Annotated in this window: 10 protein-coding genes; 6 read left to right on the top strand and 4 right to left on the bottom strand. The window is 70.9% G+C overall.

Annotated features, from left to right (window positions below; genetic code table 11):
• Together ACFZBT_RS40490 and ACFZBT_RS40485 are read left to right on the top strand one after the other, a co-directional pair.
• Window positions 1-774, top strand: a 774-nt coding sequence (locus ACFZBT_RS40490) for a cbb3-type cytochrome c oxidase subunit I (RefSeq protein WP_391115529.1), incomplete at its 5' end; no start/stop codon positions are given.
• Window positions 771-1,124 (top strand): hypothetical protein, encoded by a 354-nt coding sequence (locus ACFZBT_RS40485; RefSeq protein ID WP_391115526.1) that lies wholly within the window; start codon window positions 771-773, stop codon window positions 1,122-1,124. The genes ACFZBT_RS40490 and ACFZBT_RS40485, both read left to right, overlap by 4 nt.
• 5 nt (window positions 1,125-1,129) lie before the next feature.
• Here the strand turns inward: ACFZBT_RS40485 and ACFZBT_RS40480 are convergent, their stop codons facing one another.
• The gene (locus ACFZBT_RS40480) at window positions 1,130-2,011 is read right to left on the bottom strand and encodes an NAD(P)-binding domain-containing protein (RefSeq protein WP_391115523.1); all 882 of its coding nucleotides are present in this window, start codon (window positions 2,009-2,011) and stop codon (window positions 1,130-1,132) included.
• A gap of 128 nt (window positions 2,012-2,139) precedes the next feature.
• Here ACFZBT_RS40480 and ACFZBT_RS40475 point away from each other — a divergent pair, with 128 nt between their 5' ends.
• The gene (locus tag ACFZBT_RS40475) at window positions 2,140-3,150 is read left to right on the top strand and encodes a helix-turn-helix domain-containing protein (protein WP_391115520.1); all 1,011 of its coding nucleotides are present in this window, start codon (window positions 2,140-2,142) and stop codon (window positions 3,148-3,150) included.
• On the opposite strand, the gene ACFZBT_RS40470 is transcribed toward ACFZBT_RS40475, so the two are convergent.
• Window positions 3,133-3,801 (bottom strand): TetR family transcriptional regulator, encoded by a 669-nt coding sequence (locus ACFZBT_RS40470; RefSeq protein WP_391115517.1) that lies wholly within the window; start codon window positions 3,799-3,801, stop codon window positions 3,133-3,135. The two genes, ACFZBT_RS40475 and ACFZBT_RS40470, sit on opposite strands and share 18 nt — an antisense overlap.
• Before the next feature lie 145 nt (window positions 3,802-3,946).
• On the opposite strand from ACFZBT_RS40470, the gene ACFZBT_RS40465 reads away from it, so the two are divergent.
• On the top strand, window positions 3,947-5,200 hold the full coding sequence (locus tag ACFZBT_RS40465; protein WP_391115514.1) for a PQQ-binding-like beta-propeller repeat protein: 1,254 nt from the start codon (window positions 3,947-3,949) through the stop codon (window positions 5,198-5,200).
• Here the strand turns inward: ACFZBT_RS40465 and ACFZBT_RS40460 are convergent.
• Window positions 5,197-7,056 carry a cellulase family glycosylhydrolase gene (locus ACFZBT_RS40460; RefSeq protein WP_391115512.1) on the bottom strand — a complete coding sequence of 620 codons (1,860 nt, stop codon included), beginning with the start codon at window positions 7,054-7,056 and terminating at the stop codon, window positions 5,197-5,199. The genes ACFZBT_RS40465 and ACFZBT_RS40460 overlap by 4 nt on opposite strands.
• A gap of 82 nt (window positions 7,057-7,138) precedes the next feature.
• Window positions 7,139-9,109, bottom strand: coding sequence for a GTP-binding protein (locus ACFZBT_RS40455; protein WP_391115509.1), 1,971 nt, complete (start codon window positions 9,107-9,109; stop codon window positions 7,139-7,141).
• Window positions 9,110-9,295: 186 nt separating this feature from the next.
• On the opposite strand from ACFZBT_RS40455, the gene ACFZBT_RS40450 reads away from it, so the two are divergent.
• The gene (locus ACFZBT_RS40450; protein ID WP_391115506.1) at window positions 9,296-10,402 is read left to right on the top strand and encodes an XdhC family protein; all 1,107 of its coding nucleotides are present in this window, start codon (window positions 9,296-9,298) and stop codon (window positions 10,400-10,402) included.
• 85 nt (window positions 10,403-10,487) lie between these two features.
• A complete protein-coding gene (locus tag ACFZBT_RS40445) occupies window positions 10,488-10,820 on the top strand; it encodes an antibiotic biosynthesis monooxygenase (RefSeq protein ID WP_391115502.1) in 333 nt (110 codons plus the stop codon).
• Window positions 10,821-10,908: the final 88 nt, after the last annotated feature.

Below are 10,908 nucleotides of genomic sequence, written 5' to 3'. Positions count from 1 at the left end.
GCGGGTCTGTCCGTGACGGTGTGGGCCCACCACATGTACGTCACCGGCGGTGTGCTGCTGCCGTTCTTCTCCTTCATGACCTTCCTGATCGCGGTCCCGACCGGTGTGAAGTTCTTCAACTGGGTCGGAACGATGTGGCGCGGAAGCCTGTCCTTCGAGACACCGATGTTGTGGGCCATGGGCTTTCTGATCACGTTCGTGTTCGGCGGGCTGACGGGGGTGCTGCTGGCCTCGCCGCCGATCGACTTCCACGTCTCCGACACGTACTTCGTGGTGGCCCACTTCCACTACGTGATCTTCGGCACGGTCGTGTTCGCGATGTTCTCCGGCTTCCACTTCTGGTGGCCGAAGTTCACCGGCAAGATGCTGGACGAGCGCCTCGGCAAGATCACCTTCTGGACGCTGTTCATCGGCTTCCACGGCACGTTCCTGGTCCAGCACTGGCTCGGCGCGGAGGGCATGCAGCGGCGGATCCCCGACTATCTGGCGGTGGAGGGCCTGACGACACTGAACACGGTGTCGAGCATCTCCACGTTCCTGCTCGGCATGTCGATGCTGCCGTTCTTCTACAACGTCTGGAGGACGGCGAAGTACGGCGAGCGGGTCACGGCCGACGACCCCTGGGGCTACGGCCGTTCCCTGGAGTGGGCCACCTCCTGCCCGCCGCCCCGCCACAACTTCGCCGCCCTCCCCCGGATCCGAAGCGAGTCCCCGGCGTTCGACCTGCATCACACGGACGTCGCCGCGACGGAGAGGGAGCTGACGCTCCGATGACCGCGATGGAGGGTCTCCCCGCGGACCTGCGGGCGTTCCACCACGAGGTCGAAGGTCACCTGCTCGCCGCCGCCGCTCGCGAGGAGGCCCGCACGGCCGCCGCGCGCTTCGCCTCCGGGCTCGACTGGCTGCCCGAGACTCAACGCCGGGAGGTGGAGCGGCTGTTCGCCGCGGAGCACCTCGCCCTCACCCGGGCCTCCTGGCAGCGGACGGCACGCCGGGGGGAGGAACTGCGGGGCGAGTACGAGGCGGTGTACCGCGGGCTCCGCACACGGCTGCTGGCCGCCTTCCTGCTGGGAGTCGCGCTGGTGGTGGCCGTGAACCTCGTGGTGCTGGGGTCGTCGGGGTAGCCCGCTCAGTCCCTCGTCGCGGGGCGCAGTACCTCGATGAGGCTGGCGTAGCTGTCCTGTCCATGGCCCGATGCGGCGGCCTTCTCCATGGCCGCCTTCAGCAGTTCGGGCAGCGCGTTGTCGATGCCCCGGGCCGCCGCCGCGTGGATGAGGTGGCCGATGGCCGCGATCTGTACGTCGACGGTGGCGTCGTCGCCCGGGTAGCGGCCCGCGTCCACCTGGGGCGCGTAGGTGGTGAGGAAGCCCGCCACGGCGGTCAGCCAGCGGGTGGCGACGGGGGTGAAGTCGGCGGCGGGCGTCCCCTCGGCGCCGACCAGCGCGGTGCCGTGCAGCCAGCCGGTCATGGTGGACCACATCAGGCCGAGCAGCGCGGCGTCATAGAGGGAGGCGAGGCCGGGATCGGTGCCGAGGTGGAGGGGGTCGCCGAGGGCCGCCAGCGTGGGGCGATGGGTCTCGAAGACCTGCGGGGAGCCGCTGTACAGGAACATCATGGCGGGATCGCCGACACCGGGCGGGGTGGTCATGATGGCGCCGTCGAGGTAATCGACCCCATGGGACCGGGCCCACTCGGCGGCCTCATGGGCCTGCTCGGGAGAGCCGGAGGTGAGGTTGACCAGGGTTCTGCCGTCGAGGCCGCCCGCGGCCGGGTCGAGGACCGTGTACAGCACCTCGTAGTCCAGCACGCAGGCGATGATCAGCGAGGAGGCGGCGACCGCCTCCTGGGGCGTGGCGGCCAGGCGGGCGCCACGCTCCACCAGGGGCCGGGCCTTGTCCGGGGTGCGGTTCCAGACGGTGGTCGGGTGGCCCCGGTCCAGCAGCGCGGCGGCCAGGGCCGAGCCCATCGAGCCCAGTCCGAGAACGGTGACGGCCTGGTGTTCTGTGTTCATGCCCAACTCCTCGTGCGGTGTGCGTAGGTGATGCGTGATCACGTACGGCAACGCTCGCAGGACGCGAGGACCGGGAACAGTGACAGCGGTGACGGTGTCCACCAAATTCCTGCCATACGCTTCGGGGCATGAGTGCTGGTTCCGTCGCCGTGGTCGTGACCGAGGAGATCGGGGTCCCGTCGTGGGACCTGTACGAACTGAGCATCCCCTGCACCGTGTTCGGCAAGCCGCAGCCGGATCTGGCCGATCCCTGGTACGACCTGTGGCTCTGCGGGACGGGAGCGGGGGCGCGGGAGGGTGCGGAGGGCCACGGGCTGACCCTGCGGACCCGCTACGGACTCGACGACCTGGCGGACGCGGACACGGTGATCGTGCCCTCGGTGCCGGACCCCTGCGTCGACGAGGGCAGGCCGCTGCCGGAGGGGCTGGTCGAGGCCCTCCGGCGCGCCCATGACGCGGGTGCCCGCATGGTCTCCCTCTGCACCGGCGCGTTCGCGCTCGCCGAGGCGGGGCTGCTCGACGGCCGCCGCGCGACCGCGCACTGGATGCACACCGGCCGGCTGGCCGAGCGGTACCCGAAGGTGCGGGTCGACGAGTCGGTGCTGTACGTGGACGACGGTGATGTCCTCACCAGCGCCGGGCTCACCGCCGGCCTCGACCTGTGTCTGCATCTGGTGCGGCGCGATCTGGGCGCGCACGTCGCCAACCAGCTGGCGCGCCGCATGGTGGTGCCCGCCCACCGGCCGGGCGGGCAGGCGCAGTTCATCGAGCTGTCGGTGCCGCCCAGCGACGACGAAGGGCTGGCTCCCGTCCTGGAGTGGGCGCGGGCGAACCTCGACCGGCCGCTGACGGTCGCCGACCTGGCGCGGCGGGCCTCGATGAGTCCGCGTACGTTCTACCGGCGCCTCCAGGCGGCCACCGGGACGACTCCTCTTCAGTGGCTCCTCGACCAGCGGCTCGGGCGCGCCCGGTCACTGCTGGAGTCGACGGACCTGCCGGTCGAGAAGGTCGGTGAGTTCAGTGGCCTCGGCACGGCCAACAACCTCCGGCACCACTTCCTCAAGCACCTCGGGGTGTCGCCGGGCGACTACCGGCGGGCCTTCCCCCGGGCCCTTCCAGAGTCACGCACCTCGGCCTGAGGGACTCCATCCCGGCGGCCGCAGGATCCCCAGCAACTGCCGGACCAGTTCCTCGACCACCTCGTCCAGGGTCGCGTCCACCCACCCCGCGCTCCAGTCGTGCAGCAGCCCGTTGACGCTGCCGATGAAGCCCGTCGCGGCCAGGCGGTAGTCGCGGGGTGCGGCCTCCCCACGCGCGGCGGCCGCTTCGGCCTCGGCACAGATGAGGTCCACCCAGCCGGCCCGGCGGGCGAGCCGCTGTTCCTCCAGGCGCGGGCTGACGCCGATGATCTCGACGAAGGTGATGCGGATCCGGCGCGGATCGGCCGCGAGGTTCCCCGCGTAGGCGCGGAAGATCGCGGTGGCGCGCTCGACCAGCGGCAGTTCGGCGGATGCGGCCGCGGCCTCCAGGACCGCCGTCTCGGCCCAGCCGTTGACCTGGAGATGCAGCGCGGCGAGCACGTCCTCGAGGGTGCGGAACTCCTCGTAGAACTGGCGGGTGGACAGTCCGGCCGCCTCGCTGAGTGCCGCGACCGTGGCGGAGCGGAAGCCGGGGGTGTCGCCGAACAGCTGGAGCGCGGCGTCGAGGAACCGCCGGCGCCGCTCGGCCTGCCGCTCCTCGGCCGTCTTGCCGCCGTAGCGGCCGGTCGGCGCTCTGAGTCTGCCCGGCACCGGCTCTCCCTTCGTGGTTCGAACACCGATTTTGTCGTGCACGCGCTCTTGTGGAGAAGGCCGCCCCATCCTTACTTTTCAGTAAGTTCATTCTGAAAGCACGTGTGTTCAGATTCCTCACCCCACCCCAGAGGAGGGATCAGCCATGCCTGACTTCCGACGACGGCACGTTTGCTCCGTCACCGCCGCCCTCGCCCTGACTCTCACCCTTCCCGCGACCGCCGCCCACGCGGACGCCCCGGACGCCTCCGCCGCGCTGCGCGAGGTGCTGTTCGTGGGCAACAACTGGGAAGGCACCGCCGATGTCATCAGGTCCACCGGCGACTTCGCGAAGGTCGGCCGGATCGACGTCGTCCCCGACAAGGACGAGCGGATGGCGGAGATCAACGCCGATCCGATCCGGTGGATCGCCTTCATGACGATCCGCAACAGCGTCGGCGAGGGCCACGACCAGTTCGTCGACGACATGTACTCCACGCCGGACGGGAAGTCGGTGGTGGTCTCCCGGCCGAGCTTCGCCGACGTCGTCTCGATCGACCTCGCCTCCGGGCGGATCGACTGGCGCTTCCCGGTGTCCGGTTTCCGCGCCGACCACATGGCGATCTCCCCCGACGGCAAGCGGGTCGCGGTGTCGGCGTCGACCGGCAACTCCGTGCACGTGCTGGACATCGAGACCGGCAGACAGCTCGGCAAGGCGGCCACCGGGGACAAGCCGCACGAGAACATCTTCACCAAGGACGGCAAGTACATCTACAACATGTCGATCGGCGAGGTGAACACGCAGACCGACGCCCCGTGGCTGGACTGGACGAAGGGCGACCGGCGCATCACCGTCATCGACGCGACCACGTACCAGCAGGTCAAGGTCATCGACATGCGCCAGCGCCTGGACGCGATCGGTCTCAAGGACTACTCGGACGCGGTCCGGCCGGCCGTGTTCTCGCCGGACGAGTCGAAGCTGTACTTCCAGGTGTCGTTCTTCAACGGCTTCTTCGAGTACGACCTGGCCACCGACAAGATCACCCGCACCAAGACCCTGCCGAAGAACCCGGCGACCAGCGACGACCGCACCACGTTCGTCAACGACTCCCGCCACCACGGCCTCTCGATGAGCCCGGACGGCCGCAAGCTCTGCGTCGCGGGCACCATGGACGACTACGCCACGGTCGTCGACCGCGCCACCCTCCAGGAGGGCCCGCTCGTCACCGCCGCCAAGCCCTACTGGGCCACGGTCAGCGGTGACGGCAGGAGTTGCGTGGTCTCCGAGAGCGGCTCCGACCAGGTCACGGCCATCGACTTCGCCACCGGGAAGAAGGTCGTGTCCGTGCCGGTCGGAGACCACCCGCAGCGCGTCCGGCTCGGTCATGTGGAGGCCGGCTGGACGAGCCCGGCCGGTTAGCCGGCCTCCCTCGCGGCCCATGCCGCGAGTTCGGAGCGGGCCGCGTTCAGCAGGTCCGCCGAAGGGCCGGTCGCCCCGTTGGTCACCAGCGCGTAGTGCAGCACGCCCGAGTCGGGCGCGGTGAGCAGGAGGCGGCGGCTTCCCGTGCCGCCGGGCTCCCGCGCCACGCCGACCGGGGTCGCCGAGGTGTACGCCGGCGGGGCATGGGCCGTGCCCAGGTCGGAGACGACCGTGGTGGACGAGGTCGGGAAGCTCGCCGGCAGGTGCAGTTCGGTGGGCGCCGAGCCGCCGTCCGAGCGCCACAGCAGCAGTCCGTACTGCCCCGATCCCACGAGCCGTTGCACGTTGGGCAGCGAGTTCGGCACCGGGTTCCAGGTCAGTGTCGTCGAACCGTCCCGGGAGCGGTCCTCGTAGGTGAAGCCGACGGTCGTTCCCGCCGTGGCGCTCGGATAGAGGCGGTCCAGGAGCCGGGCGTCCTGGCGCAGCACGGGTTTGCCCGAGTCGTCGAGGCGGACGGCGGACAGGTCCTCGTCGTTCCAGGCGTCACCGGTGGTGAGGACCTTGTCGGGGTTGCCGTTCATCAGCTCGCGGTGGCGGCCGTTGTAGATGTCCCACTGCCACTGCGATCCGGAGAGCACGGGCCCCGAGGCGGCCGGGTCGGACCACCAGTCGGCCCCTTTCAGCATTGAGTCGAGGGCCTGGTACATCCCCTTGAGGACGGTCGGCGCCTTGTCGGAGACATTGCCCGCCAGCGGGTGCCCGAACTCGCTGACCACGGCGGCGGTCCGCGCGGCGGCCGCGCGGTCCCGGACGGTGCGGAAGTCGTTGACGTACTGGCCGTCGGCCGCCTTGCCCCACATGAAGACGCCGGAGATGGCCTTCTGGTCGTAGAAGTGGGTGTTGAACACATAGCGCGGTCCGAGCGTGCCGGCGTCCAGCAGGCCGCCCTCCTGCTTCTGGAAGTCGAGGTTGGCGTTCCAGAAGAGGTTCGGCTCCACGAGGGCGGGCTTGTCCCGCCAGCCGGCCGCGTCCATGCGGGCCCGGAACCTCTCGTAGAACGGCCACAGCACGTCCTTCTCCCAGGCGCGGCTGGTCTGCCCGGAGTCGTAGACGCCCGCGTGCGGCTCGTTGTAGGGGTCGAAGCCGACGACGCCCTTGAAGGGGTCGGTGCCGAGGTGCTGCCGGAGGTACGTCATGGTCTTCTCGGCGGTGGCGAGGAAGGCGTCCTGCACGCCGTGCGCGTTGTGCCAGAAGTCGTACGAGGCTCGCTTCACGGCCTCGTTCTGGGTGATGTTCTGCCCCCAGAAGAGGCAGATCCCGCAGGACTCGTCGGGGTAGTTGCCGGCGTCCACCGCCCACTTGGGCGCGCCGTCGCCGGTGTACCAGCTGTCGGCGTCGAAGAGGTGCCGGGAGTAGAGGTCCTGGTGGAAGTCGGGGTAGACGCGGATGCCGGCGTCGAGGAAGGCCCGCATCTGGTCGGTGGCGGCGGCCAGGTAGGCCGTGTCGACCTTGCCGCGCTCGGGCTCGGCGTAGGCCCAGGAGAGCAGGAAGCGGACGGTGTTGCCGCCGCCGAGGGCGCGCAGGGCGGTCGCGGACTTCTTCGCGTCGGCGACCGAGGCGAAGGGCAGGCCGCCGTTCTCCGCCAGCTTGGTCTCGCCGGAGACGTTGTAGCCGCGGAGCACGATCTCGCGGCCGGAGGCGTCGGTGAAGCGGCCGTCCCGCACGGTGACGGTCGGGTCGTCGAACCAGAGCGAGTCGGGAGGGGGCGCGGCGGTGGCGGGCGGGACGCCCGCCACCGTCAGCGAGCCGAAGAGGACAGCCAGGACAACCAGGAGACGTACCCGAATAGTTGGCATGTCCACTACAGTCCGGCGATATCAGGACACCGTCAACACCCCTGACTCTGGAGTAAGTTCCCGCTCGGCCGGCTCGCACACGTCATCCGGCCATTCTTCGTGCCACATTCAACAAGTACTCCTTCCTGTTCAGCGGGTTGTGGTCGGTGCGCGGGCGCCGCGGGACCGTGCCGTGCGTGACCGGCGCGTAGTGGTCGAAGACGCTCTCCAGCTCGCCCTCGCCTCGGGTGAGCCCCGGCAGCCGCTGCTCCAGCTCGTGCACCCGGGCCGCCGGCACCGTGCCCGCCAGGACGCATCCCGGGCCCCGGGTCTCGGTCGTCCGCGGTACGGCGCCGAGCGCGGCCAGCACCGGCAGCAGCGCGCCGAGGGTGTCCGCCGGGGCCTCGACGCGGAAGCGGTGCACCGGCTCGTGGACCCGGGTCCCGGCCCGCCGCAGCGCTTCGACGAGCACCAGCGGGGTCAGGCCGCGGAAGTCGGCGCCGGTGCTCGACATGCTCTTGTCGAAGCCCTGGTGGGCGTGGCTCTGCCGGGGCGAGTAGCCGCTGTGGGTCATGGTGACCACGCAGTCGGGGATCCGCCAGCCGTGCGGTCCCTGGTCGAGGGTCTCGCGCACGGTGTCCTCGACGGCCTTGAAGAAGGCGTACGGCATGGCGCCCAGCTCCACCTCCAGCCGGAATTCGACGCCGGAGCCGACCGGTGCGGGGTCGACGCGCAGGCCGACGGTCGCGAGGAAGGGGTTGGCGTCCTTCTTGTTGAACTCCACGGCCTGTCCCGTGCCGACGAGCCGTTCGACGCACAGCGGCGTGGTCTCGCGGAAGGTGACGCCGAGCCCGTACTCCTCGGCGAGGGTGGCCTGGATGACCTCCTTCTGGACCTCGCCGTACAGGGACACGGAGGTCTCCTGCCGCCGTTCGTCATGGCGCAGGCCGATCAGCGGGTCCTGTTCGGCGAGCTGGGTGAGCGCGAGGTGCAGTGCGCCGCCGCTCACGTCCGGGCCCGGCACGACGACGGTCTCCAGGGTGGGCGGGGCGAAGAAGTGCTCGTACGCCTTGCGGGGTTCGCCGATCGCGTCGCCGATCCTGATGTCGCCGAGGCCCCAGAGCCGGGCGATCTGCCCGGCCACGACGGCGTCGCCCCGCGTGTCCGTGCCCTGCCCGAAGACGCTGATCGCGGTGATCCGGCCTTCGGCGCCGTCCGTTCCGAACGGGATCCGGTCGCGGGTGCGCAGGGTGCCGGAGAACAGCCGGGCGTAGGCTGCCTTCTCCCCCGCCGGGCCCCGCTCGACCTTGAACACCGTCCCGGAGACCGGCCCGTCCGCGTCCCCGTCGGCCGGGGGGAGCAGTTCCTCGATGCCCGTCAGGAGGGCGTCCACACCGGCGCCCGTGGCGGCGGAGCCGAAGAAGACGGGGTGGACCAGGGCCTCCCGGGTCCGGGCTGTCAGGGAGGCGTGCAGCAGGGCGTCCGTGACGGTGTTCTCGACGTACGCGGACAGCAGGGTGTCGTCATGGCCGGCGAGGACGTCGAGCGCCGCGGAGCCGAGACCGGGCGTGAAGCGAGCCCGGCGGGTGCCGAGGCCGGTGGCGGTTCCCATCGGCACGATCGCGGGTGTCAGCCGGGCCGAGAGCGCCCGCAGCACCTCCTCGTACCGTGCGCCGCGTCGGTCGATCTTGTTGACGAAGAGCAGGGTCGGGATGCGCAGCCGCTGGAGCGTGCGCATCAGCACCCGGGTCTGCGCCTGCACGCCTTCGACGGCGGAGACGACGAGCACGACGCCGTCCAGGACGCCGAGCACGCGCTCCACCTCGGCGATGAAGTCCGGGTGGCCGGGGGTGTCGATCAGGTTGACCGTCACACCGGTGAGAGGGAACGAGACGACGGCGGACTTGATGGTGATACCGCGCCGCCGCTCCAGCGCGAGGGTGTCGGTACGGGTGTTCCCGTCGTCGACGCTGCCGATCTCGTCGATCACCCCGGCCGAATGGAGCAGCCGCTCGGTCAGGCTGGTCTTACCGGCGTCGACATGGGCGAGGATTCCAAGATTGAGCACGTGCACGAAGCGTCATGTCCTTCGGAGAGAGGTCCGTTCCTGGCTGGGGGGACATGAACGCAGTTCGCATCTGCTGCTCCTCGGGACTCGGTGACGTCGCTGTCCCGTGCAGTGCAGCAGACCGGCCCGAGGGGCCACAACGGAATTAACCCCGGCCGGGGTACCCGGTGGGGTGCGCGGAAGGAGCGGATCGTGCGTGACATCCTCCCGGTGCTGGGCCGTTGGTACGCGGCCCGGCTCCCGTTCGGCCTCGCCACGGTCGTCGAGGTCAGCCGCAGCGCGCCGCGCGACCCGGGCGCGGCCATGGCGGTGGGCCCGGGAGATGAGGTCGTGGGGAGTGTGTCCGGGGGCTGTGTCGAGGGCGCGGTGTTCGAGCTGGCGCGGGACGTCGTGGCGAGCGGCGAGGCACGTCTCGAGACCTTCGGCTACAGCGACGAGGACGCCTTCGCCGTCGGTCTGACCTGCGGCGGCGAGATCACTCTGCTGGTGCGCCCGGTGACGCCCGAGCGGGATCCCGCCTTCGGTGCGGTCGTCGGCTCGGTCACCGCGGGTGAGCCGGTCAGCCTGGCCACGGTGACCGGCGGCCCGGCGCCTCGCGGGGCCACGCTCGCCGTCCGTCCGGACCGGGTCTCGGGCACGCTCGGCGCGAGCGGGCTGGACGCGGCCGTCACCGCCGACGCCCGGGGCGAGCTGGCCCTGGGCGCCACCGGTCTGCGGCACTACGGGCCGCGGGGGCAGCGCCGTGAGGACTCCGTCAGCGTGTTCCTGGAGTCCTTCGCGCCGCCGCCGCGGATGCTGGTCTTCGGCGCGATCGACTACGCCGCGGCCGTGGCCCGCATCGGGGACTTCCTCGGCTACCGGGTCACGGTCTGCGACGCCCGTCCCGTATTCGCCACGCCGCGGCGCTTCCCAGAGAGCGTCGAGGTGGTCGCCCAGTGGCCGCACCGCTATCTGCGCGACACGGACACCGACGAACGCACGGTGATCTGCGTCCTCACCCACGACCCCAAGTTCGACGTGCCGCTGCTCCAGGAGGCACTGCGCCGGCCCGCCGCGTACATCGGGGCGATGGGCAGCCGCCGCACCCACGCCGAGCGGGCCGAGCGCCTGGCCGAGGCCGGGCTCACGGAACACGAGCTGTCCCGGCTGCGCTCACCGGTCGGCCTCGATCTCGGGGCTCGTACCCCCGAGGAGGTGGCGGTGTCCGTCGCCGCCGAGATCGTCGCACTGCGCTGGGGTGGCAGCGGCGCTCCGCTGACCATGACGGAGGGAGCGGTGCATCCCTCCCGCTCCTCCTGACGGCCCGCGCCTCTCCCGGTCGAGTCGCCGACCTGCCGGGTTCGTACGATCGTGTCGCCGACAGCACATCAGCGAAGGGAATCCCATGATCTTCATCACCGCCAAGTTCCGGGTCCGTCCCGAGCACGCCGACCGCTGGCCCGAGATCGCCGGCGACTTCACCCGGGCGACGCGCGCCGAGCCCGGCTGCCTGTGGTTCGACTGGTCGCGCAGTGTGGAAGAGCCGACGGAGTACGTCCTGGTCGAGGCCTTCCGCGACGACGAGGCCGGGGCCGCGCATGTGCAGTCCGCGCACTTCAAGGCCGCGCAGCAGACGCTGCCGCCGCATCTGGCCGAGACGCCGCGCATCGTGAACGCGACGATTCCGCAGGACGACTGGGCGCTCCTCGGGGAGATGGCGGTCCCAGGGCAGGACTAGGGCCTGTCGTTTGGATCACGCCGCAGACGCGGGGCCTGGCACGCACATCTGCCGCGTTCTCGTCGGTCGCCGACTCCCCCACGCTCGG

Source organism: Streptomyces sp. NPDC008137, from assembly GCF_042957035.1.
Lineage (GTDB): Bacteria > Actinomycetota > Actinomycetes > Streptomycetales > Streptomycetaceae > Streptomyces.
This window is presented reverse-complemented; position numbering and strand designations above follow the sequence as displayed.

What these genes read in the sequence shown, in the direction of transcription:
- ACFZBT_RS40480 (WP_391115523.1), bottom strand. Translation starts at nt 2,011, where the DNA reads ATGAACACAGAACACCAGGCCGTCACCGTTCTCGGACTGGGCTCGATG.
- ACFZBT_RS40445 (WP_391115502.1), top strand. Translation starts at nt 10,488, where the DNA reads ATGATCTTCATCACCGCCAAGTTCCGGGTCCGTCCCGAGCACGCCGAC.
- ACFZBT_RS40460 (WP_391115512.1), bottom strand. Translation starts at nt 7,056, where the DNA reads ATGCCAACTATTCGGGTACGTCTCCTGGTTGTCCTGGCTGTCCTCTTC.
- ACFZBT_RS40465 (WP_391115514.1), top strand. Translation starts at nt 3,947, where the DNA reads ATGCCTGACTTCCGACGACGGCACGTTTGCTCCGTCACCGCCGCCCTC.
- ACFZBT_RS40475 (WP_391115520.1), top strand. Translation starts at nt 2,140, where the DNA reads ATGAGTGCTGGTTCCGTCGCCGTGGTCGTGACCGAGGAGATCGGGGTC.
- ACFZBT_RS40485 (WP_391115526.1), top strand. Translation starts at nt 771, where the DNA reads ATGACCGCGATGGAGGGTCTCCCCGCGGACCTGCGGGCGTTCCACCAC.